Source organism: Paraburkholderia antibiotica (genome assembly GCF_012927125.1).
In the GTDB taxonomy this organism is placed as follows: domain Bacteria; phylum Pseudomonadota; class Gammaproteobacteria; order Burkholderiales; family Burkholderiaceae; genus Paraburkholderia; species Paraburkholderia antibiotica.
The window spans coordinates 1-22,341 of sequence record NZ_JABBFZ010000015.1; the positions used below are offsets into that span (position 1 = coordinate 1).

Genomic DNA, 22,341 nt, shown 5'->3' on the forward strand with positions numbered 1-22,341 from the left:
CGACTTCGTTCGGGTTGATGAAGTGCGTCATGCCGAACTTCTTCGCGAGTTCGACGCGGCCCGGGTTCAGATCGACACCGATGATCTTGTCCGCGCCGACCATCTTCGCGCCCTGGATCACGTTCAGCCCGATGCCGCCGAGACCGAACACGACCACGTTCGCACCCGCCTCGACCTTCGCCGAATACACCACCGCGCCGACGCCAGTCGTCACGCCACAGCCGATGTAGCAGATCTTGTCGAACGGTGCGTCTTCACGGACCTTCGCGACCGCGATCTCCGGCACGACGATGTAGTTCGAGAACGTCGAGGTGCCCATGTAATGGAACAGCGGCTTGCCGTCGAGCGAGAAGCGCGAGGTCGCGTCGGGCATCAGACCCTTGCCTTGCGTCGAGCGGATCGCCTGACACAGGTTGGTCTTGCGCGACAGGCAGAACTTGCACTGACGGCACTCGGGCGTGTAGAGCGGAATCACGTGGTCGCCCTTCTTCAGCGTGCCGACGCCGGGACCGGTATCGACGATCACGCCCGCGCCTTCGTGGCCGAGAATCGCCGGGAAGATGCCTTCGGGATCCGCGCCCGATAGCGTGTAGTAGTCGGTGTGGCAGATGCCCGTCGCCTTCACTTCGATCAGGACTTCACCGGCGCGCGGGCCTTCGAGATCGACTTCCTCGATCGTCAACGGGGCGCCGGCTTTCCATGCGATTGCTGCTTTGGTCTTCATCGTCAATGCTCCTGTGAATCGGTGAGTCTGGGTGATTGCGTGATGCGCGTCGCGGTTCGATGGGCCGCGGCGCGCGCGTGTTCGGGTTGCCGATCGATGCCGGCGATGACTGCGGTGCTATCGATGCTGCGTGGTCTCGCGGCATCGATAGCATCGCGGCCGCGTCATGCTCGCTCGTGTCATATGCGTGTCATGCGTGCCATTCGCGCCACGCGCGTGGGCGGCAAGTTGTAGCGTCGCGCGCCGCAGAGGGCTGTGGCGCGCGGGAAGCGTAATGGTATTGCAAAGCACGGCGCGGCATTGTCTGAAACTGATAAAAGCTTGGCTAGCGCCGCGGCGCGCCGCCGAACCACGGCTCGACGCGTCCATACAGATCGACGAAGCGCGCATAGCGTTCGGCCAGCGCCGCGTCGCCGCGCGGAGCCGCGACGCGCGTCGCGCCCGGCGCGAGCGTGGCGAGATCGCGCGTCTGCCAATGACCGCACGCGAGACCGCCGAGTATCGCCGCACCGCGCGGCGCCGCGTTCGGACAATCGACCGCGTGCAGTTCGACGTCGAGCGCATCGGCGAGCAGTTGACGCCAGCGGGCATCGACGGAACCGCCGCCCGCGAGCTTGAGCGCCGTCACCGGCGCACCGCTCGCGCGAATCGCATCGAGCCCGGCGCGCAGCGAAAACGCGACGCCTTCGAATGCGGCACGCATCATCGCGCCGCGCGTGTGTTCGAGCGACAGGCCAAGCCAGCCGCCACGCGCCTGCGGGTTCAGCCACGGCGTGCGCTCGCCGGTCAGGTACGGCAGGAAGGTGAGGCTCGGCGGTGTTGGGGGTGCGGCTTGTGGTGCAGCGTCAACTCCCGCACGCGCCGGTGCACTGAACGACGCGCCAGGCACTGCCCCCATCGCTACGTTGTCCGGAATATCGAACGCTTGCCGATAAGCGTCCGCCCACTCGTACGACAGCCAGCCGCGCACCCGCTCCAACGCGATGCCGACGTTCTGCATCGCCGCCATCCGATACCAGTGATCGCTCGCCGCGCGATAGCAATGCAGGCCTTTCAGCGGCGCGGGTTCGTCGCTGGCGAGCACGACGATCTGTCCGCCCGTGCCGGTGGTCAGGAGCGCGTCGCCGGCGCGCACGAGTCCGCTGCCGAGCGCCGCGCACGGCGTGTCCGCCGCGCCGGTCGCGAGCACGATGCCGGCGCGCAGGCCGAGTGCCTGCGCGGCCTGCGCCGACAACGTGCCGGCCGCCGCATACGACGGCATCGACGGCGCGAACCAGTCGCGCGGAATCTCGAGTCGCGCAAGCAGCGCCGCGTCCCACTCGCCGGCGGGATTGGCGAGCGCGGTCGCGCAGGCATCGGACGCATCGGTGACGTACGCGCCGCCGAGCGCGACGCGCAGCCAGTCCTTCGGCTGCAATGCCCAACGCGTGCGGTGCGCGCTGCCCGGTTCGTGCAGCACGATCCAGCGCAACAGCGGGCCGGCCATGCCGGGCGAGACCGGATTCGGCTGCGGCTCGGGCCATGCGTCGAGCAGATCGACGGCGCGCGAGTCCGGCCACAGCATCGCGGGACGCACGGCCGCGCCGCTCGCGTCGAGCAGCACGACGCCGTGCATCTGGCCGGAAAAACCGATCGCGCGCACGCCGTCGCGCAACGCTTGCGGCAGCCGCGCCATCGCGTCGGCGAGCGCGGACCACCAGGTTTTCACGTCGATCTCGGCCCAGCCCGCGTGCGGCGTATCGAGCGCATAAGCGACGCTCGATACCGCCTGCTCGCGTCCCTGTTCGTCGACGATTGCCGCTTTCAGGGAGCCGGTGCCGAGGTCGATGCCGAGAAAACTCATGGGCGTTGGGTGTCGGATAAGACGTTGAAAAGAGGATGAAGAATGGCACCGGAAACGGCGCCGATCGAAACACCGCGCGAACGGCCGACGCTTTTCGCCAAACCTCGGGCTCGCGCCCGTTTCGCGGGTTAACCCCGCCCCGCCGCGCGCCGCTGCAAAACAGGACTATGTGCGAGGCCTGATACACGTCATTGATTCTCACACATATCCCCACGCGTCACGTAGCGGCGGCCTGCACGCAACGACCTGCCCGGATTCGCCGCCGCGCCGGGCTCCGCGCCGATCCACGCGCGATCGGCCGCTCACGCGCCTTGAATTCGCCTTTCAAATCGGGCACGCGCATATCGTCGCCGGGAATGCCGGAATAGCCGCGCGTGGTCTTGTTGCGCTTTTTCGTCCCCGATACCTTGGAGTCATTCCAAACGAGATGGTGGAGAGAGACGATATGCAAGCGAACGCGGTTCACCCGTGCGACGAACGCCTGCCCGCGGGCCAGTTGCTCACCCTCGGTATCCAGCACGTCCTGGTCATGTACGCCGGCGCGGTCGCGGTGCCGCTGATCATCGGCGCGGCGCTGAAGCTGCCGAAAGATCAGATCGCGTTCCTGATCAGCGCCGATCTGTTTTCCTGCGGCATCGCCACGTTGATCCAGACGCTCGGGCTGTGGATCTTCGGCATCCGGCTGCCGGTCATCATGGGCTGCACGTTCGCCGCGGTCGGGCCGATGGTCGCGATCGGCACCAATCCGTCGCTGGGCATCCTCGATATCTTCGGCTCGACGATCGCGGCCGGCGTGATCGGCATCCTGCTCGCGCCGATGGTCGGCAAGCTGTTGCGCTTCTTCCCGCCGGTCGTGATCGGCGTGGTGATCTCGGTGATCGGGCTCTCGCTGATGGAAGTCGGCATCAACTGGGCAGCCGGTGGTGTCGGTAATCCCGACTACGGCAATCCGGTCTACCTGGGCCTGTCGCTGCTCGTGCTGACCTTGATCCTGCTCATCAACAAGTTCGCCAAAGGTTTCATCGCCAATATCTCGGTGCTGCTCGGCATCGTCGCGGGCTTCGTGATCGCGCTGCTGCTCGGCCGCGTCAACATGGACGGCGTCACGCACGCACCGTGGGTCGGCATCGTGATGCCGTTCCACTTCGGCCTGCCGCACTTCGATCCGCTCGCCATCGCGACGATGGTCACCGTGATGTTCGTCACCTTCATCGAATCGACCGGGATGTTTCTCGCGGTCGGCGACATGGTAGACCGGCCGGTCGATCAGAAGACGCTGGTGCGCGGTCTGCGCGTCGACGGGCTCGGCACGCTGATCGGCGGCATCTTCAACTCGTTTCCGCATACGTCGTTTTCGCAGAACGTCGGGCTGATCGGTGTGACCGGCGTGAAGAGCCGCTTCGTCTGCGCGATGGGCGGCGTGATTCTCGTGCTGCTCGGCCTGTTTCCGAAGATGGCGCAGGTGGTCGCGTCGGTGCCGGCGTTCGTGCTCGGCGGCGCGGGCATCGTGATGTTCGGGATGGTCGCGGCGAACGGGATCAAGGTGCTGTCGCGGGTCGACTTCGTGAGAAATCACCACAACCTGTTCATCGTCGCGGTCAGCATCGGGCTCGGGCTCGTGCCGGTCGTGTCGCCGCGCTTCTTCGCGCAACTGCCGCCGGCGCTGTCGCCGCTGCTGCATAGCGGGATTCTGCTGGCGTCGGTATCGGCGGTCGTGCTGAACCTGATCTTCAACGGCGTCAAAAGCGAGAAGAAAGCCAAGTGCGAGATTCGCCGCGCCGGCCACGATCTCGATGCGCGCGCGGGCGGCGAGCCGCAACACAACGAGATGCTGCGGGCGGCGGATTTGCATTGAGTCGCGGGGGGTGTTGTTAATGCTTTGCGATGCGGCGGGCGGGCTGCGTTGATCGGGTGGCGCAGGGGCTTGGACGAGCAGAATGACGAAGCCGAAGCCGAAGCCGAAGCCGAAGCCGAAGCCGCTGCGAAGTTTGCTCGGGTTTCGATGCGACGAGCGGGCTTCGTTAAACAGCTGGCGCAGGGGCTTAGACGAACACCAGGACGAAGACGAAGACGCCGCGAAGTCTGTCTGGGCTCTGTCCGACTGAGTTCGGCGCGACTCACCTCGATTCGCACGACACCGAACGCCACGCCTAAAAAAACGCCACGGCATGCCGTGGCGTTTTCATTTGCTTCAACGCTTTGCGCTAGCGAGACAAGCTTGCGTGTACGACACCAGCCGTCGCAAGCCCGTCACACCAGCGCGTCGCTCAGCGCTCGATCAACGACTCGAAGCTCACCCCGCCGTCGCCGCCGAAGCCGCGACCGGCGCGCTCGCCGCACCGTAGTCGACCGGCGCGTCGGCGGGACGCGGCTGGTCGCCGGTGTGCTCGATCCAGCCGCCGCCGAGCGCCTGGTACAGCGTGACCAGGTTCTGCAGGCGCTGCATGCGCGCGGTGATCAGCGACTGCTGCGACGAGTACAGATCGGTCTGCGCGGTCAGCACCGCCAGATAGCTGTCGACGCCGTTCTTGTAGCGCAGGTTCGACAGATCGAGACGACGCTGCTCGGCCGACGTGTTGCGCTCGAGCGCCTGGATCTGCTGATCGTAGGTGCCGCGCGCCGCGAGACCGTCCGCCACTTCGCGGAAGGCCGTCTGGATCGCCTTTTCGTACGTGGCGATCTGCTCCTTCTTCTGGATGTTGGCCAGATTCAGGTTCGCGATGTTCTGCCCGCCCTCGAAGATCGGCAACGTGATCGACGGCGCGAAGCTCCACGCCGCCGAACCCGGCTTGAACAGGCCGCCGAGCGTCGGGCTCAGCGTGCCGAAGCTGCCGGTCAGCGAGACCTTCGGGAAGAACGCCGCGCGCGCCGCGCCGATGTTCGCGTTGGCCGCGAGCAGGTTCTGCTCGGCCTCCATGATGTCGGGACGACGCGTCAGCAGGTCGGACGGCAGACCCGCCGGAATGTCGGTGAGCAGGTTCTGGTCGTTCAGCGGCAGGCCGCTCGGCAGATCGTCGGGCAGCGGCTCGCCGATCAGCAGCACCAGCGCATTCACCGCCTGCGCGCGCAGACGCGCCTGCGCCTGCAGGTTGGCGTTCGCGGTTTCGACCACCGTTTGCGCCTGCCGCAGATCGAGTTCCGAACCGGTGCCGTTGTCGAACTGCAGCTTCGTGATCCGGTACGACTCCTGCGCGTTCGTCAACGTGTCCTGCGTCACCTTCAGCAGGTCGTCGAGTTCGAGCAACGTCAGATACTGGTTCGCGACCTGCGAGACCAGCGAGATTTCCGCCGCCTTGCGCGCCTGGGTCGTGCCGAGGTAAGTCGCCAACGCCTGATCCTTCAGGCTTTGAATACGCCCGAAGAAGTCGATTTCCCACGACGCGTTCAAGCCCACCGAATACGTCGTGGAAATGGTCGGCGCGACGGGCGACACCAGCAGGTCGCGCGGCGTGCGCTGCCGGCTTTCCGAAGCAGCCGCGTCGAGCGTCGGGAACAGCCCCGCGCGCACGATCCGGTACTGCGCCGCCGACGCCTGCATGTTCAGCACCGACACACGCAGATCGCGGTTGTTCTTCAGCGCGATTTCGATCAGCTGCTGCAGACGCTGATCGACGAAGAAGTCGCGCCAGCCGATGTCGGCGGCGGCCTGACCGTTCGCGCTATGCGCGCCGGGCGCGCCCGGCTGCTGGTCATACACGCCGCCCGTCGGGAAGGTGGCCGTCACGGGCTCGGCCGGGCGCTCGTAATGCGGCGCCAGCGTGCAACCCGTGGCGAGCAATGTCACCGCCACTGCAATCAAAGAGTGTTTTTGCATCTCAATGCCCATCCTTGCCCGAGCCATTGCTATCCGACCCGCTGGCCGAGTCACCCGCCGCACCACCTTGCGGATCGTGCGGATGGTGCTGTTCGTAGTGGCGCAGCGCCTCATCCGGGTCTTCCTTCTCGCCGCCGAACTTCGCGCGGATCACGACGAAGAACATCGGGATCATGAAGATCGCGAGGAAGGTCGCCGTCAACATCCCGCCGATCACGCCGGTACCGATCGCGTGCTGGCTTGCCGAGCCCGCGCCGTTACTGATCGCGAGCGGCAGCACGCCGAGAATGAACGCGAGCGACGTCATCAGAATCGGCCGCAAGCGCAGACGGGCGGCTTCGAGCGCGGCCTCGATCGGCCCCATCCCTTCGCTCTGCTGCAACTCGCGTGCGAATTCGACGATCAGAATCGCGTTCTTCGCCGACAGACCCACCGTGGTCAACAGACCCACCTGGAAGAACACGTCGTTCTCGAGCCCGCGCAGCGTGGCCGCCAGCAGCGCGCCGATCACGCCGAGCGGCACCACCATGATCACCGAGAACGGGATCGACCAGCTTTCATACAGCGCTGCCAGACACAGGAACACGACGAGGATCGAGATGCCGTACAGAATCGGCGCCTGCGAACCCGACTGACGTTCCTGCAGCGACAGACCGGTCCACTCGTAGCCGACACCGGCCGGCAGCTTGGTGACGAGCGCTTCCATCGCCGCCATCGCCTGACCGGTCGACTTGCCCGGCGCGGCCGCCCCCTGGATTTCCACCGACGAGATACCGTTGTAACGCTCGAGCTTCGGCGAACCGTAAATCCACTCGGTGTTCGCGAAGGCCGAGAACGGCACCATCGCGCCCGCGCTGTTACGCACGAACCAGGCACTCACGTCTTCCGGTTTCATCCGGAACGGCGCATCGCCCTGCAGGTACACCTTCTTGATCCGGCCGTCGGTATCGAGGAAGTTGTTCACGTATGCCGACGCCCACGCGACCGAGAAGGTCGTGTTGATATCGGACACGGACACGCCGAGCGCCTGGGCCTTCTCACGATCGATATTCACCTTGAACTGCGGCGTATCGTTCAGGCCGTTCGGACGCACCTGTGCGAGCGTCGGGTCCTTCGCGGCGAGACCGAGCAGCATGTTGCGCGCTTCCATCAACTTCGCGTGGCCGAGACCCGCACGATCCTGCAACTGGAAGTCGAAACCCGCGGCGGTGCCGAGTTCAGGAATGGACGGCGGATTGACCGGGAACACCGTCGCGTTCTTGTAGCCCGCGAAGTGCATGTACAACCGGCCAACCAGCGCCTGCACCTTCTGGTCCGCATGCTGGCGTTGCCCGTAGTCCTTCATCCGCACGAACACGAGACCCGCGTTCTGACCACGACCGGCGAAGCTGAAACCGTTCACCGTGAAGGTCGACTCGACGATCGCCTTCTCGTCGTTGAGCAGGTAATCGGACACGTCCTTCAGGGCGCGCGCGGTGGTTTCCTGAGTGGAACCCGACGGCGTCTGCACCAGCACGAACATCGTGCCCTGATCTTCGTCAGGCAGGAACGACTTCGGCAGTTTGACGAACAGCAGCCCCACCGCGAAGATCACCACCATATAGATGATCAGCCAGCGGCCCGAGCGCTTGATCACGTGGTGCACGCCCGAGTGATATTTGTCGCGGCTCGAATTGAAGGTGCGGTTGAACCAGCCGAAAAAGCCGGTGGCCTTTTCGTGATGCCCCTTCGGAATCGGCTTGAGGATCGTCGCGCACAAGGCCGGCGTCAGAATCAATGCGACCAGCACGGACAGCACCATCGCCGCAACGATCGTCAACGAGAACTGCCGGTAAATCGCGCCGACCGAGCCGCCCGAGAACGCCACCGGCACGAACACCGCCGACAGCACGAGCGCGACGCCGATCAGCGCGCCGGTGATCTGGTCCATCGCCTTGCGGGTCGCTTCGCGAGGCGATAAACCCTCCTCCTGCATCACCCGCTCGACGTTTTCCACCACCACGATCGCATCGTCCACCAGCAGACCGATCGCGAGCACGAGACCGAACATCGACAGCACGTTGATCGAGAAGCCGACCACGCTCATGACCGCGAACGTGCCGAGCAGCACCACCGGCACCGCGATCGTCGGGATCAGCGTGGCGCGCAGGTTCTGCAGGAACAGGTACATGACCAGGAACACCAGCACGATACCTTCGAGCAGCGTCTTGACCACTTCTTCGATCGACAGACGCACGAACGGCGTGGTGTCGTACGGATACTGGACCACCAGACCGTGCGGGAAATACTTCGACAGTTCGGCGATCTTCGCGCGCACCGCCTTCGCGGTAGCGAGCGCGTTCGCGCCGGTGGCCAGCTGGATACCGAAGCCGGCGGTCGGCTGACCGTTGTACTTGGTGTCGAAGTTGTAGTTTTCGCCGCCGAGCTCGATGTGCGCGACATCGCGCAGACGCACCTGCGAGCCGTCCTGGTTGACCTTCAGCAGAATGTTGCCGAACTGCTCGGGCGTGTTGAGCAGCGTGGCCTGCGTGATGGTGGCCTGCAGCACCTGACCCGGCACCGACGGCGTGCCGCCGAGCGCGCCGCCCGCGATCTGCACGTTCTGCGACTGCAGCGCGGCTTCGACGTCGACCGGCGTGAGGCTGAAGTTATTCAGCTTGTTCGCGTCGAGCCAGATTCGCATCGCGTACTGCGAGCCGAACAGCGTCACCGTACCCACGCCGTCGATACGGCTGACCGGATCCTGAATGTTCGACGCCACGTAGTTCGCGAGGTCGTACTTGCTCATGCTGCCGTCTTCGGACACGAACGCCATCACCAGCAGGAAGCTGCTGCTCGACTTCGTGACCTTGGTACCGAGCTGCTGCACGACCTGCGGCAGCAGCGGCGTGGCGAGCTGCAGCTTGTTCTGCACCTGCACCTGCGCGATGTCAGGATTGGTGCCGGCCGCGAACGTCAGCGTGATGGTTGCCGTGCCCGAGTCGTCCGAAGTCGACGCGAGGTACAGCAGGTGGTCGAGACCACTCATCTGTTGCTCGATCACCTGCGTGACGGTGTTTTCCACCGTCTTCGCCGATGCGCCCGGGTACGATGCGCTGATCTGCACGGCCGGCGGCGCGATGGTCGGATACTGCGCGATCGGCAACGTGAACACCGACGCGAGACCCGCGAGCATCAGGATGATGGCGATCACCCATGCAAAAATCGGGCGATCAATAAAGAACTTTGCCATGAGGCGGGCTCCCTGTTATTACGCGCCCGACGCGGCGGAGGCAGGTTGAGCCGCGGGTTGAGCCGTCTGTGCGCCGCTCCCGGCCGGCGCGCCTTGCGCGGCCGCGTCGGAAGCCGGCGGGGCCGGCAACTGCGCCGGTACCGGCTTGACCTGCTGACCCGGGCGCGCTTTATCGGTGCCCTGCACGATCACGCGGTCGCCCGCCTTCAGGCCGTCCGAGACCACCCAGTACGAACCGAACGTGCCCGTGGTGACGAGCTGACGCAGCGCGACCTTGTTGTCGTTATCGACGACGAGCGCGGTGGGCTGACCCTTCTGGTCGTGCGTGACGCCGACCTGCGGCACGATCAGCGCGTTCTGGTTGACGCCCTCTTCGATCTTCGCGCGCACGAACATGCCCGGCAGCAGCACCCGGTTCGGGTTCTTGAAGATCGCGCGCACCGTAACCGAGCCGGTGCCCTGGTCGACGGTCACGTCGGTAAACTGCAGCTTGCCTTTCTCGGCATAGGTGCGGCCGTCTTCGAGCACGAGCGACACCTGCGCCGCGCCCGGACCGCTCGTCTTCAGACGCCCTTCCTGGATGTCGCGACGCAGCTTCAGACCGTCGAGGCTCGATTGCGTGAGGTCGACGTAGACCGGGTCGAGCTGCTGGACGGTCGCCATCAGCGTCGCCGCGCTCGCCTGCACGTACGCGCCCGGCGTGACCTGCGACACACCGATCTGGCCGGTCACGGGCGAAGTCACGTCGGTATAGCCGAGGTTGATCTGCGCGGTGTCGACCGCGGCTTTGCCAGCGGCGACGTCGGCGGCGGCCTGGCCTTGCGCGGCGACCGCGTTGTCGTAGTCCTGCTTGCTGACCGCGTTGCCCGCGACCAGCACCTTGTAGCGATTCGCCTGCGCGGTGGTCGACGCGAGGTTCGCCTGCGCCTTGGCAAGTGTCGCCTTCGCGTTGTTCAGCGACGCGATGTACGGCGCCGGATCGATCTTGTAGAGACGCTGGCCGGCCTTGACCTCGCTACCCTCGGTGAATTCGCGGCGCAGCACGATGCCGTCGACCCGCGCGCGCACTTGCGCGACGAGGAAGGCACTGGTACGGCCAGGGAGTTCGGTGACGACGGGTACCGTCGTCGGCTGGAGGGTGACGACGCCAACTTCGGGTGTTTGTGGCGGCGGGGCAGATTGTTTTGGTCCGCATGCCGCCAGCAAGATGGCAGCCGTCGCGGCACTGATTAAGCGGAATGGAACCCGTTCGACGCGCATGGAGCGACCTCTGTCAAAGACTGAGAATGAAAAAGTGCGCGCATCCCTACCCCGGGGACGACAGCGCACACAGGCGTCTTGCGACGCTCAACCGGAAACCCATCGATGCAAACCGCGCTGCAAGGGCACCCTGCTGCGAATGCGCCAACCCGGAAATGCCGCACGGCGCCGCCCTTCTGGCGGGCGCGAGAGCGTTCTGAAAGGCAACAGTGACGGATATTAACTGGTCGTCACGGCTTGGGCTATCCGATCGTGGGGTGCTATTATATATACATTCATGAATGCATGTAAAAGTGCATTTACATCTCGTGTGGCGCGGGGACTCGCAAGATTACTTCGCAATTCGCTTAAAACGCAGTCGGATTGTCATCGGGCTGACTTAATACAGCCCGGGAAAACCCCGCAATCGGCGCAGGTCATACCTATATGGTCAGAAGAACCAAAGAAGAGGCATTGGAGACGCGCAACCGGATTCTCGACGCGGCCGAACTGGTCTTCTTCGAGAAAGGCGTATCGCGCACATCGCTGGCCGACATCGCCCAGGCCGCGGGCGTGACGCGCGGCGCCATCTACTGGCACTTCGAGCACAAAAGCGATCTTTTCACCGAAATGTTCGATCGCGTGCTGCTGCCGCTCGACGAACTGAAGGCCGCCTCGCTCGATCCGAACGAAGCCGATCCGCTGGGTCGGCTGATCGAAGTCTGCGTGGTGTGCCTGCGCGATACCGTCAACGACCCGCGTCGCCGGCGCGTGTTCGACATCCTGTTTCTGAAATGCGAGCTGGTCGAGGACATGGGCCCGATGGTCGAACGCTACCAGACCAATATGCGCGAGGGGCTCACGAAGATCGAAGGCGGTCTGCGCAACGCGATCTCCAAAGGACAGATGCCCACCGATCTCGACACCCGGCTCGCGGCGGCGATGGTGCATGCGTTTGTCGGCGGCTCGCTGCGCGACATGCTGTTCCTGCCCGACGCGACCGACTTCGGCGCGCACGCGGAGCAGATGGTGGCGGGGATGTTCGACGCGCTGCGTCTGAGTCCGGCGCTGCGCAGGAAGACGGCGTCGTAGCGGTCGGAAAGGATTGGCTGGGTTCGGGAAACGGACGGCTCGGGTGAGTCGCCCGTTTTTTGTTTGTCGTTTGTCGGCTTGCGAGGGTCGCTTGATGGACTGCCTCCCGGCAGCTTCAAGCGCGATGTCGCCTACAGGCTTAAGTGGATTCAGGCGGACTTATGCGAACTCATGCGGATTCGTTCTGATTCACGCCACCGCGCGGCGCGCCCGCGCCGTCTGGTTCGACACATAGATGTTGCTGCGCTCGAGCGCCGCCCCGCTTTGCAGCGACGCAATCCATTGCGCGGTACTCGCGACCGCCGCGAAGCGCGAGTGCAGCACCACACTGAACACGCGATGAATCTCCTCCGCGCTCGCGAAGCCCGCGCTGTTCTCGTACGGTACCGAACCGGTCGCGTCGTGCAGGAACTCGACCGCCAGGCCCGCATGCACCGCGTGATTGATCGTCGACGCATCGCAGTTGTGCGTCATGTAGCCGACGACGGTCAGCGTATCGATCTGGCGCGCGGCGAGCCAGTCGGCCAGATCGGTGCCGGTGAAAGCGCTCGGCAGCGATTTCTCGACGAAGTGATCGTGCGCGCGCGAGCTCACCACCGTATGCAGCTCCGCCCCCACGCTACCGCGCGCGAACAGCGGCGAGCTGGCCGGCGCGACGTTCTGCACGACCACGACCGGCACGTTCGCGGCGCGCGCGGCGTCGATCGCGCGGCCGATGTTGGCCAGCGAAGTCTGCACGTCCGGAAATTCGATCGGCAGATCGCCGCTCACGTATTCGTTCTGCATCTGCGGCGCGCGGACCGCCAACTACGTCGCGCGCCGGCTCGTCGTGTCGCCGCACCGGCAAGGCGGCCAGGCGCAATACGTGCAGCAGCCGATGCCGCCGAATCCGCGCGGCGATCGCCTGTCCGGCCTGCTCGACTGGGTGAGCGGCAATCTCGCTGCGTCGCACACGCTCGACACCCTCGCCGCGCGCGCATTGATGAGCCGCCGCACCTTCACGCGCCGCTTCCGGCTCGCGACCGGCACGACGGTCGGCGCGTGGCTGCTCGCGCAGCGGCTGGCGCGCGCGCAGCAGCTACTGGAGAGCACCGACGAATCGGTCGAAGGGATCGCGGCGAGCGCGGGGTTCGGCTCGGCGGCATCGCTGCGTCAGCATTTCGCGGACGCGTTTCGCACGTCGCCGTCGGCGTGGCGAAGGGGGTTTCGTGGGGATTGACTGGCCGCTCGAACACGCACGTCGACGCGGCAAGGACCTGAAGTGGAAAAACGCGGGGAAAGGGAAAACGACATGCCGCGAAAGCGGGACGGCCGCGCCTGCACAAAACGAAGCGCCTTCCGACAGCAAAACCCGGAACAACCGCAACGCGCATCGCCGCCCGAATCACCGCCATCTCGTAGTGCGTCACCGAAATTTCGTAGTCGCGCGCGCACGACAATCGCAGCTCCCGATCAAGCCACGCACCTCGCTCGACGCGTCACGGTCACTGCTCGCTGATCCAGCGCACGAGGTACAACAGCAGCGCGACCACGAAAATCATCCCGGCCCACGCCCAGTACGGCACCACGTGCTGACCGGGCTGGTGGTGCGACACCCCGTGCGACCAGCTGTGCGACGCACTCGCCGCGCGCCCCGGCAACGCGTTGCCATGCTCGACGCGGGTGCGTCGTGCGATGCCGCCGAGCGTGATCGGCCGTAGAAAGACATGCTGGCGACGCGGCGCCGAGCCGCGCGCGCGGTTCGGCCCCTTGCCATGCTTGGCGCGCACGACCGCGTCGAATTCGGCGAAGAAATCGTCGGCCAGTTGACGCAGCGCGTTTTCGAGCTGACGCGTCGGCAGTTCCGCGAGCGGCCCCGACGAGGTCGCCCAGATCGTGTAATCGATGCGCGTGCCACGCTCCCGCCCGCCGCTATAGGCGCCCTCGTCCGCGCGCAGGCGCACTTCGAGCTGGCCGCGCAACGCGCCGATGCCCTCGGCGCGCGCCTTGAAGTTGATGGTGCGGCGTTGCGCGTCCGCGGGTCCGGAATCCTGACCCGCGACGTGGGCGCGCGCTTCGTAATGCGCGCGCAACGGCCCGAGCGGCACCGTCATGGTCAGCGCATATTCGCCGTGGGCGAGCTGCGTGAACGACTCGCAATTGTCGAGGCTGGCACGCAGCAACGCGAGATCCTGCAACGCGTCCCAGACTTCGGACGGTGCCAGCGGAATCCGTAACGCGTCGTTCAATTCCATGACAACCTCCCCCGATGAACGCGCCGGCTGCGAGATCAGGACGTCTGATCGATGCGGTCGACGCGCGACGTATAAAACGCGAGGTAACCCCTGATCTGCCCAACCTGCTCGAACGGCTCCTCGTAGCTCCACACCGCGTTTTCGATCAGACCGGCTTCGGTACGCAGATGGAAATACGATGCGTCGCCCTTGAACGGGCAATGCGACGTGTGAGCCGAGCGTTCGAGGCGCGCCATGTTCACGTGCTCGCGCGGGAAATAGACCACGTCGGGCAAGCCGGTTTCGGACAGCGTCAGCGCGGCCTGGGTGTCGGCCATCGTCACGCCGCCGTGGATCACGCGCACGCGGTGACCGTTGGCGCGAATCACGATGGTGTGGCCACCGGGCTTTTTCTCGGATGTCGACGCGTCGCTCATGTCCGGGCTCCATGATGGGATGGGCGCGATTCCCGCCGGCGATGACCGTATGAACGGCAAAGCCACGGGACGGGCCCGTGGCTTCATTATCGGCGAAACTCCAGCTGATTGCGCGAGCTTCCTGCGCGGGCCGCCCGGGGCGTTACTTCGCCCGTTACTTCGCGCTCCAGATAAACGCCGATTTGACGTTACCGCGCGCCGGCACCGTCACCGCGCGAGTCTGCTCGTTGTCGTTGTACTTCGCGTGCACGGTGTAGCGACCCGGGCGCAGCCGGACCAGCATGAACGGCCCGCGCGACGTAGTGTTCAGCACCTCGCCGTTTTGCGAATCGACGATCCGCACGTGCACGTCGGCGAGAAATTCGGCGTTGCGGCCGGTAAAGCGCAGCGACAGCGGCCACTGGCTTTGCGCCGCCTGCAACGCCCGCGATTCGTCGAGACCGACCCCGCCCGACACGTACGACACGTCGCCCTGCTGCTGGACTTGCGGCAGACCGCCGCCGTTGGTGTTGCCGGCGCTGGTGGTGTCCGTGGTGGAGCCGCCGGTCACGCCCGCCTGCTGCGCGTACGCACCGCCCGCCAGTCCGAGCGTGAGCGCCGCGCACAGCGCAGCGGCTACGATCTTTTGCTGATTGCGTTGGGTTTTCATCGGTTCGCTCTCCTTGTTAAAGTCCTCACCCGGTCCGTCGATGGGCCGAATCAGGAACGACGCAACCTGCGTGCCAACCGTCCGGTTGCGTCGACGGAAAAGCGCGCCCGTCGTGACCTCAAGGGCGCGGCGCGCCTCAAGCTTATCCGTTTTGTCCGCGTAGCCCGCAAGCGGGCAGGCGAAAAAAAAGCCGGTCCTTGCAGTAACTGCAAAGAACCGGCAATCGCTACTACAGCTCTCGCTGGGTTGGGCGATTCATCGTCGAATCACCCGGATACTGGATCAGCCGAGATCAACAGGCACGAAAATCTGTGCGTTGTCCCGCTGGATCAGGAGCGCAATGCTATTGCCCGCGCCCGAAATCATCTGTTTGAGCTGGTCGATGTTCGTGACCGGACGGCCGTTGACCGCCAGAATCACGTCGCCCGGCTGGATCCCGGCGCTGGCCGCCGCACCGCCTGCCTGCTGCACGAGCAGACCGTGCGACACCGACGCGCTGCTCTTCTCGTCCGGCGTGAGCGGACGCACCGCCACGCCGAGACGGCCTTGCAGCTGGGTCTGCTGATCGGCCTTGTCCGTCGAGGCGACCTTCGCGTCCGAGAACGAACCGATCGTCACCTTCACGTCCTTGCTGGCCTTGTCGCGCCACACCTTCAGCGTTGCCGTGCTGCCCGGCGTGATGCCCGCGATCTTCGCCGGCAGATCCGACGAGTCGCTGACGTCGTCACCGTTCACCGACAGAATCACGTCGCCCGGCTGCAGACCGGCCTTGGCGGCCGGACCGTTGGCGTCGACCGAGCTGACCAGCGCGCCTTGCGGCTTCTGCATGCCGAACGAATTGGCGAGCGTCTGGTTCAGGCCTTGCACCGCGACGCCGAGACGGCCGCGACTGACGTGACCGGTCTTGACGAGCTGATCCTTGACCTTGATCGCTTCATTGATCGGAATCGCGAACGACAGGCCCTGGAAGCCGCCCGTCTGCGAGTAGATCATCGAGTTGATGCCGATCACTTCGCCTTGCAGGTTGAAGAGCGGACCACCCGAGTTGCCCGGGTTCACCGGCACGTCGGTCTGGATGAACGGCGTATAGTTCTCGTGCGGCAGCGAGCGCGACTTCGCGCTGATGATGCCCGAGGTCACGGTGTTGTCGAAGCCGTACGGCGAACCGATCGCGACGACCCATTGACCGACCTTGCTCTGACGCGGATCGCCGATCTTCACGGTCGGCAGGCTGCTCGCGTCGATCTTCAGCACCGCGACGTCGGACTGCTTGTCGGCGCCGACCACCTTCGCCTTGAATTCGCGCTTGTCGGTGAGCTTCACGGTGACGACGTTCGCGCCGTCGACCACGTGCGCATTGGTCAGGATGTAACCGTCACTGCTGATGATGAAGCCGGAGCCCAGGCTCGCGCTCGGCTGATCGGGCGCATCGCCACCACCGCCGCCGTCGCCGCCCTGCATACCGGGCATGCCGCCGAAGAAACGTTTGTAGAACTGAAAGAACGGATCGTTGGGATCGATCGGCAACTGGTTGCCGTTCAGGTTGCCGCGATTGCCGCGCAGCGCGGTCTGCTTGACCACATGCTTCGCGCTGATATTGACGACGGCCGGGCCGTAGGTTTCGACCAGGCCCGAGAAATCGGGAACGCCGGTTTTGGCGGCGGCTTCGGCCGGCATCAGCGCGGCCGCTTCAGCCGGCGAGATGATCTGCGGTGCGGGCACGTCGCGATGGCCCGCCACGTAGCCAGCGGACAGCGCAACGGCAACCGCCACACCAATGGCACCGCGGGACAAGATTTTCGCGTTCATCATGAACTCCTGGCTGGAGAAGAACTTAGGATGCCGAGGAGCGTACGTGGCGTCGCTTAAACGAGTCTTAAGCAGCGCCAGATCACGGGAACCTTTATGGGATAGGCCTTCGAGGCCGATGGGACGGCGCTTGCAACCCTTTCGACAAGGCCGCGAAGCGCCGTTTTCAGAAGCGCACGGTGACCTGCAAACCGCCCGCGGGTGACTCGTCGAGCGACACATCCGCATGGTGTTGCATCGCGATGCGGCGCACGATCGCGAGCCCGAGGCCGCTGCCCGCGACATCGGTACGCGCGCGATCCGCGCCTGCATCCGCGCGATAGAAGCGGTCGAACACGCGCTCGCGATCGGCGGGATCGATACCCGGACCGCTATCGGCGATGCGCACGACCGGATGGCCGCTCTCGACGCACAGGCTAACGTCGACGCGGCCGCCGTGCGGCGTGTACTTGGTCGCGTTGTCGACGAGATTGTTGAACATCACCCGCAACGCTTCGGCGTCGCCGGTCACGCTGGCGGGCTCGCTCGCCTCGATGCCGAGATCGACGCCGCGATTCATCGCGAGCGGCGCGTAGGTCGCCACGCACTCATACAGCAACTCGCGCAGATCGAGCGTTCCGTTGACCGCCCGGTCGTCCGGCTCGGCGCGCGCGAGCGCGAGCAACTGCTCGGCGAGACGCGTCGCGCGCGTGACGCCCGCCTGCAGATCGGCGATGGCCTCGCTGCGCGCGCCGTCGTCCTTCGCGCGCGCGACCAGTTGCGCCTGGATCTGCACCGCCGCGAGCGGCGTGCGCAATTCGTGCGCGGCATCGGCGACGAACGCCTTCTGGATATCGAGCGCGGTCGCAAGCCGTTCGAGCAGGCCGTTCAGCGCACGCACGAGCGGCTGCACTTCGAGCGGCAGACGCTGATCCGGCAGCGGATCGAGCGCCTCGGGACGTCGCGTGTCGAGCGCGCTCGTCACGCGGCGCAGCGGCCGCAGCCCGCGCCCGACGATCACCCACACCGCCAGCCCGAGCAGCGGCAGCAGCACGATCAGCGGCCACAGCGTGCGCAGCGCGACGTTCGCCGCCAGCCGGTTGCGCACCGACAGCGGCTGCGCGAGCTGCACCACGTTATCGCCGACGATCGCCCCATACACGCGCCATTCGCCGCGATCCGTGCGCTCCGTCGAAAAGCCGAGCTCGGCGCGCGGCGCGAGCGGCGCGCGCGGGCGCGAGTAGTACATCAGCATGCCGTTGCGGTTCCAGATCTGCAGCACGATGCCTTCGTCGCCGGTATCGCGGCCGAGCACCTGCGAGAACGGCTCGGCCGGCAGCGCCGCGGCGATCTGCTCGAGCTGGTAGTCGAACAGTTCGTTGGCTTCGGCAAGCGCCTGCCGGTAGATCAGCCAGCCCGCGATGCCGACGCCGAGCAGCACCAGCGCGAGCAGCCAGAACAGCAACTGGCGACGAATCGAGCGCATCGGCTCAGGCGTCCTTCGCGATCATGTAGCCCAGCCCGCGCACATTGCGGATCAGATCGGCGCCGAGCTTCTTGCGCAGCGCGTGGATATAGACCTCGACGGTATTGCTGCCGATTTCCTCGCCCCAGCCATACATCTTTTCCTCGAGCTGGCTCTTCGACAGCACCGCGCCGGGCCGCGCGAGCAACGCCTCGAGCAGCGCGAATTCGCGCGCGGACAGCGCGACCGGCGCGCCATCGAGCGTGACCTGATGCGAGGCCGGATCGAGGGTCAGACTGCCGTGGCGAATCGTCGAATCGCTGCGGCCGGAATGGCGGCGGATCAGCGCGCGCATCCGCGCGCCGAGTTCGTCGAGATCGAAAGGTTTGACCAGATAATCGTCGGCGCCGGCGTCGAGACCCTTGACGCGATCGGCGATCGCGTCGCGCGCGGTGACGATCAGCACCGGCAGCGCATAGCCACGCGCGCGCAGTGTGCGCAGCACCTCGAGGCCGTCGCGCTTGGGCAGGCCGAGGTCGAGCAGCGCCAGATCGTAGGGCTGGCCGGCCACCGCGCGCAGCGCCGCTTCGCCGTCCTCGACCCAGTCGACGGCAAAGCCCTCGCCGCGCAGCGCCTTGCGCACGCCCTCGGCGATCATCTGGTCATCTTCGACTAGCAAGATGCGCATGGTTGTCCGTTCCGAAACGTTTGATTGATGCTGCATTCTAGCGCCCGCCCCTCGCCTGCGCGTCGAGCGATGCTTTTTTCAACGCAGCGCCATGGCATGTCACTACAATGGGCGCTTTGCGTCGCGCGACGGCGTTCGGGTCGTGCGCGGCGTCTACGTGGGCCGGATTCGATTGCCGCTCACGTCTCCGTCACGCGCCGCACGCCCTCAAATTTTGTTCGCTCGTTTGCTTTTTCGCCTGTTCATGACGCACGCCTTCCTGTCTTCCGTCGCCCGCCGTGTGGCGTCGCGGCCGCGCCGCCTGTCTGTGCGCGCCGCCTTCCTGTCCGACCGGCTCGCGCCGCGTCTCGCTGTCTGCCTGCTTGCCGCCGCGCTCGGCGCGGGCACGCTGCTGCCGCAACCGGCGCAGGCACGCGCGAAGGCCGCGCATCCGAGCGTCAACGTCACGACGGTGCTGCCGCAGCCGGTGATGCTCGGACTGCAACGCGCGCATGTGCCGCTGTCGTCGGTCAGCGTGGTCGTCGAGAAAGTCGGCGACCGTACACCGATCCTCGCGCTGAACGCCGGCAAGCCGATGATGCCCGCCTCGACGATGAAGCTCGTCACCACCTATTCGGGCCTCTCGATCCTCGGCCCCGACTACCGCTGGCGCACCACCGCCTACACGGACGGCACCGTCGACGCAAGCGGCGTGCTGCACGGCAACCTGTACATCCAGGGCACCGGCGACCCGAAGCTCGTCCCCGAAGAGCTGATCGATCTGGTGCAGAAGATCCGCAAGGCGGGCATCAACGGCATCGACGGCGCGCTGGTGCTCGACAAGCGCTATTTCGACCCGTCGACGCGCGACCTCCCCGCCTTCGACGACGACGTCACCGCGCCATACAACGTCGGCCCCGATCCGCTGCTGTACGCGTTCAAGTCGCTATCGTTCACGCTGACGCCATCGCCGGACGGCACGGTCGCGATCGACGTGCTGCCCGCGCTCGCGCAACTGCGCATCGACAACCAGCTGCACGCGACCAACGGCCCGTGCCGCGGCGAAACGCCGACGCCGAGCGTTACGCCGCAGCCGGACGGCACGCTCGTCGCGTCGTTCGTCGGCGACTTCCCGGCGCGCTGCGACGCACGCACGGTCAACGTCGCGGTGCTCGATCACTCGACGTTCTTCGCGGGCGGCTTCCTCGCGCTGTGGCAGCAGACCGGCGGCACCTTCCACGGCACGACCCGCGAGGGCGCGGTGCCGGCCGGCGCGAAGCTGGTCGCGACACACGAAGGGCCGGTGCTGTCCGACGTCGTGCGCGACATCAACAAGTTCAGCAACAACACGATGGCGCGCAACCTGTTCCTGACGATCGGCGCCGTCGAAGAAAAGGCCCCGGCAACGACCGCCAAAGCCGCGCGCGCGGTCCAGGATTTTCTGCGCCGCGACAGCCTGAACATGGAATACCTGACGCTCGAAAACGGCTCCGGCCTGTCGCGCGACGAGCACATCACCGCACTCTCGCTCGCCGACCTGCTGCAACGCGCGAACGCGAGCCCGGTCGCGCAGGCGTTCGTCGAGTCGCTGCCGATCGCCGGCGTCGACGGCACGATGCGCAACCGCCTGACCAACCAGGGCGCGGGCGGCAACGCGCACATCAAGACCGGCACCTTGCGCGACGTGCGCGCGATCGCCGGCTACGTCGCCTCGGCCGACGGCAACAGCTACATCGTCGTCAGTCTGATCAACGATCCGCATTCGGAAGCGGCACGCGCTGCCCACGACGCGTTGCTCGAATGGGTCTACGAAGGCCCGTCGCAGGGCTTTACGAAAGTCTCCGCGCCGCTCGAAGAGCCGCGCGCGAAGCCCAGGAAAAACCCGCGCAAACGCGCCGGCCACTGAGTATTCCTTCTAGCGAAGCCACGCGCGGCAAGCGCCTAAGCGTGTACGCTGTCGGGCAGCATGCGGCGCGCGAAACCGCGCGTGCCTCGCATGCTGCACGTGCCGCCCGGCCATCGGGACCGCGCGGCCCACACCAACGATAAAGACACCATTCGTCGCGTTGCACGCGGCGGCCAGGGACCAGGAAGGGAGACACGATGCAATTCGATGCTGAATTGCTGCTGCTCGCCATGGCGCCCGTCTTCCTCGCCTGCATCGGCTGGGAGGCGTGGCACCTGCGGCGCACGCGGGCGGCCGAGCGGCTCTACAGTTGGCCCGACACGCTGTGCAACGCCGCGCTCGCGCTGCTGCAGCAGGCCGCCGACAAGTTCGCGTGGCTCGCGATCATCCCCGTCTACGCCTTTTTCTACCAGCATTACCGCATCCATACGTGGCCAGCGACGTGGCTCTCGTTCGTCGTCCTATTCATCGCGCAGGACCTGCTCTATTACGTATTTCATCGCTGCAGCCATCGCGTGCGCTGGTTGTGGGCCGCGCACGTCGTGCATCACTCGTCGGAGCGGATGAATTTCTCGACCGCGTTCCGCCAGAGCCTGATGTACCCGATCGCCGGCATGTGGGTGTTCTGGATTCCGCTCGCGATCCTCGGCTTTCCCCCGACGCAGATCGTCGCGATCGTGCTGATCAATCTCGGCTTCCAGTTCTTCGTGCACACGCAGGTGATCGGCAAGCTCGGCTGGCTCGAATACGTGTTCAACACGCCGTCGATTCATCGCGTGCACCACGCGCGCAACGACCGCTACATCGATCGCAACTACGCGGGCGTGCTGGTGATCTGGGACCGGCTGTTCGGCAGCTTCGTCGAGGAAGATCCGCGGGACGCGCCGGTCTACGGCATCGTCGAGCCGCTGCATACGTACAACCCGCTGAAGGCGACGTTTCACGAATGGGCGTCGATGGCCGCCGACTTCGCGCGCGTGCGCGGCTGGCGCAACAAGTGGCGCGCGCTGTTCGCGCCGCCCGCGTGGGCCACCGCTTATCACGCGCAGCGCGCCGCCGGCCTGACGGAGACGGCTGCAGCGCTCGCTCCTGCGGTGGTCGAGGCGGACAACCGGCGCTCAGGCACCACGATGCGTGCGGTAACGGAGAACCTGCGGATTTGAACCCGACAAATGCGACCGCGAGTCATCGCTCACGCGGAGCGCAGAAGATTCTGTAAGCTGTCGTCACGCCGCCGACGCGGCGGGCGCTGCCTGCAACACATGGCAAAAG

At 65.9% G+C, this 22,341-nt stretch carries 17 protein-coding genes and 1 pseudogene; 5 read left to right on the top strand and 13 right to left on the bottom strand.

Annotated features, from left to right (window positions below; all coding sequences use genetic code 11):
* The 3 genes from HHL14_RS22135 to HHL14_RS22145 form a co-directional block, all read right to left on the bottom strand.
* The coding region (locus tag HHL14_RS22135) for an alcohol dehydrogenase catalytic domain-containing protein (RefSeq protein ID WP_169499757.1) at nt 1-724 on the bottom strand (724 nt) is incomplete at its 3' end.
* Between the two features lie 325 nt (nt 725-1,049).
* The gene (locus tag HHL14_RS22140) at nt 1,050-2,567 is read right to left on the bottom strand and encodes a xylulokinase (RefSeq protein ID WP_169499758.1); all 1,518 of its coding nucleotides are present in this window, start codon (nt 2,565-2,567) and stop codon (nt 1,050-1,052) included.
* 217 nt (nt 2,568-2,784) lie between these two features.
* The gene (locus HHL14_RS22145) at nt 2,785-3,087 is read right to left on the bottom strand and encodes a hypothetical protein (protein ID WP_169499755.1); all 303 of its coding nucleotides are present in this window, start codon (nt 3,085-3,087) and stop codon (nt 2,785-2,787) included.
* On the opposite strand from HHL14_RS22145, the gene HHL14_RS22150 reads away from it, so the two are divergent.
* On the top strand, nt 3,013-4,422 hold the full coding sequence (locus tag HHL14_RS22150) for a nucleobase:cation symporter-2 family protein (RefSeq protein WP_169499759.1): 1,410 nt from the start codon (nt 3,013-3,015) through the stop codon (nt 4,420-4,422). The two genes, HHL14_RS22145 and HHL14_RS22150, sit on opposite strands and share 75 nt — an antisense overlap.
* A 438-nt stretch (nt 4,423-4,860) precedes the next feature.
* Here HHL14_RS22150 and HHL14_RS22155 read toward each other — a convergent pair whose 3' ends face one another.
* The 3 genes from HHL14_RS22155 to HHL14_RS22165 are packed head-to-tail and all read right to left on the bottom strand — an operon-like array spanning nt 4,861 to nt 10,873.
* Nucleotides 4,861-6,381, bottom strand: coding sequence for an efflux transporter outer membrane subunit (locus HHL14_RS22155; protein ID WP_169499760.1), 1,521 nt, complete (start codon nt 6,379-6,381; stop codon nt 4,861-4,863).
* 1 nt (nt 6,382) lies between these two features.
* The gene (locus HHL14_RS22160; RefSeq protein ID WP_169499761.1) at nt 6,383-9,613 is read right to left on the bottom strand and encodes an efflux RND transporter permease subunit; all 3,231 of its coding nucleotides are present in this window, start codon (nt 9,611-9,613) and stop codon (nt 6,383-6,385) included.
* A gap of 18 nt (nt 9,614-9,631) precedes the next feature.
* Complete coding sequence (locus tag HHL14_RS22165) at nt 9,632-10,873, bottom strand: efflux RND transporter periplasmic adaptor subunit (protein ID WP_169499762.1); 1,242 nt, start codon at nt 10,871-10,873, stop codon at nt 9,632-9,634.
* Nucleotides 10,874-11,299: 426 nt separating this feature from the next.
* Between HHL14_RS22165 and HHL14_RS22170 the strand changes: the two genes are divergently transcribed.
* Entirely contained in the window at nt 11,300-11,944 is a 645-nt protein-coding gene (locus HHL14_RS22170) for a TetR family transcriptional regulator (protein WP_169499763.1), read from the top strand.
* A gap of 189 nt (nt 11,945-12,133) precedes the next feature.
* Here the strand turns inward: HHL14_RS22170 and HHL14_RS22175 are convergent, their stop codons facing one another.
* Nucleotides 12,134-12,730, bottom strand: coding sequence for an isochorismatase family protein (locus HHL14_RS22175; protein ID WP_169499764.1), 597 nt, complete (start codon nt 12,728-12,730; stop codon nt 12,134-12,136).
* On the opposite strand from HHL14_RS22175, the pseudogene HHL14_RS22180 reads away from it, so the two are divergent.
* Nucleotides 12,729-13,163, top strand: a pseudogene (locus HHL14_RS22180) (helix-turn-helix domain-containing protein); the annotation flags it as partial. The gene HHL14_RS22175 and the pseudogene HHL14_RS22180 overlap by 2 nt on opposite strands.
* 265 nt (nt 13,164-13,428) lie before the next feature.
* Here HHL14_RS22180 and HHL14_RS22185 read toward each other — a convergent pair.
* The 6 genes from HHL14_RS22185 to HHL14_RS22210 all read right to left on the bottom strand — a co-directional run bounded on the left by HHL14_RS22185 (nt 13,429) and on the right by HHL14_RS22210 (nt 19,184).
* Nucleotides 13,429-14,178, bottom strand: coding sequence for a CoxG family protein (locus HHL14_RS22185; protein WP_169499765.1), 750 nt, complete (start codon nt 14,176-14,178; stop codon nt 13,429-13,431).
* Between the two features lie 35 nt (nt 14,179-14,213).
* Nucleotides 14,214-14,594, bottom strand: coding sequence for a DUF427 domain-containing protein (locus HHL14_RS22190; RefSeq protein WP_169499766.1), 381 nt, complete (start codon nt 14,592-14,594; stop codon nt 14,214-14,216).
* Nucleotides 14,595-14,748: 154 nt separating this feature from the next.
* Nucleotides 14,749-15,243, bottom strand: coding sequence for a carboxypeptidase regulatory-like domain-containing protein (locus HHL14_RS22195; RefSeq protein ID WP_169499767.1), 495 nt, complete (start codon nt 15,241-15,243; stop codon nt 14,749-14,751).
* A gap of 282 nt (nt 15,244-15,525) precedes the next feature.
* Nucleotides 15,526-17,052, bottom strand: a complete 1,527-nt coding sequence (locus HHL14_RS22200) for a DegQ family serine endoprotease (RefSeq protein WP_169499768.1) — start codon at nt 17,050-17,052, stop codon at nt 15,526-15,528.
* A gap of 166 nt (nt 17,053-17,218) precedes the next feature.
* Nucleotides 17,219-18,517 carry an ATP-binding protein gene (locus tag HHL14_RS22205; protein WP_169499769.1) on the bottom strand — a complete coding sequence of 433 codons (1,299 nt, stop codon included), beginning with the start codon at nt 18,515-18,517 and terminating at the stop codon, nt 17,219-17,221.
* Between the two features lie 4 nt (nt 18,518-18,521).
* Complete coding sequence (locus HHL14_RS22210; RefSeq protein WP_169499770.1) at nt 18,522-19,184, bottom strand: response regulator; 663 nt, start codon at nt 19,182-19,184, stop codon at nt 18,522-18,524.
* A gap of 244 nt (nt 19,185-19,428) precedes the next feature.
* Here HHL14_RS22210 and dacB point away from each other — a divergent pair, with 244 nt between their 5' ends.
* Nucleotides 19,429-21,069, top strand: coding sequence for a D-alanyl-D-alanine carboxypeptidase/D-alanyl-D-alanine endopeptidase (dacB, locus tag HHL14_RS22215; RefSeq protein WP_169499771.1), 1,641 nt, complete (start codon nt 19,429-19,431; stop codon nt 21,067-21,069).
* 197 nt (nt 21,070-21,266) lie between these two features.
* Nucleotides 21,267-22,232 (top strand): sterol desaturase family protein, encoded by a 966-nt coding sequence (locus HHL14_RS22220; protein ID WP_169499772.1) that lies wholly within the window; start codon nt 21,267-21,269, stop codon nt 22,230-22,232.
* The last annotated feature ends 109 nt before the right edge of the window (nt 22,233-22,341 follow it).

What these genes read in the sequence shown, in the direction of transcription:
- HHL14_RS22205 (WP_169499769.1), bottom strand. Translation starts at nt 18,517, where the DNA reads ATGCGCTCGATTCGTCGCCAGTTGCTGTTCTGGCTGCTCGCGCTGGTG.
- HHL14_RS22220 (WP_169499772.1), top strand. Translation starts at nt 21,267, where the DNA reads ATGCAATTCGATGCTGAATTGCTGCTGCTCGCCATGGCGCCCGTCTTC.
- HHL14_RS22140 (WP_169499758.1), bottom strand. Translation starts at nt 2,567, where the DNA reads ATGAGTTTTCTCGGCATCGACCTCGGCACCGGCTCCCTGAAAGCGGCA.
- HHL14_RS22150 (WP_169499759.1), top strand. Translation starts at nt 3,013, where the DNA reads ATGCAAGCGAACGCGGTTCACCCGTGCGACGAACGCCTGCCCGCGGGC.
- HHL14_RS22210 (WP_169499770.1), bottom strand. Translation starts at nt 19,184, where the DNA reads ATGCGCATCTTGCTAGTCGAAGATGACCAGATGATCGCCGAGGGCGTG.
- HHL14_RS22175 (WP_169499764.1), bottom strand. Translation starts at nt 12,730, where the DNA reads ATGCAGAACGAATACGTGAGCGGCGATCTGCCGATCGAATTTCCGGAC.
- HHL14_RS22165 (WP_169499762.1), bottom strand. Translation starts at nt 10,873, where the DNA reads ATGCGCGTCGAACGGGTTCCATTCCGCTTAATCAGTGCCGCGACGGCT.
- HHL14_RS22185 (WP_169499765.1), bottom strand. Translation starts at nt 14,178, where the DNA reads ATGGAATTGAACGACGCGTTACGGATTCCGCTGGCACCGTCCGAAGTC.
- HHL14_RS22155 (WP_169499760.1), bottom strand. Translation starts at nt 6,381, where the DNA reads ATGCAAAAACACTCTTTGATTGCAGTGGCGGTGACATTGCTCGCCACG.
- HHL14_RS22200 (WP_169499768.1), bottom strand. Translation starts at nt 17,052, where the DNA reads ATGAACGCGAAAATCTTGTCCCGCGGTGCCATTGGTGTGGCGGTTGCC.
- HHL14_RS22160 (WP_169499761.1), bottom strand. Translation starts at nt 9,613, where the DNA reads ATGGCAAAGTTCTTTATTGATCGCCCGATTTTTGCATGGGTGATCGCC.
- HHL14_RS22190 (WP_169499766.1), bottom strand. Translation starts at nt 14,594, where the DNA reads ATGAGCGACGCGTCGACATCCGAGAAAAAGCCCGGTGGCCACACCATC.
- HHL14_RS22195 (WP_169499767.1), bottom strand. Translation starts at nt 15,243, where the DNA reads ATGAAAACCCAACGCAATCAGCAAAAGATCGTAGCCGCTGCGCTGTGC.
- HHL14_RS22170 (WP_169499763.1), top strand. Translation starts at nt 11,300, where the DNA reads ATGGTCAGAAGAACCAAAGAAGAGGCATTGGAGACGCGCAACCGGATT.
- dacB (WP_169499771.1), top strand. Translation starts at nt 19,429, where the DNA reads ATGACGCACGCCTTCCTGTCTTCCGTCGCCCGCCGTGTGGCGTCGCGG.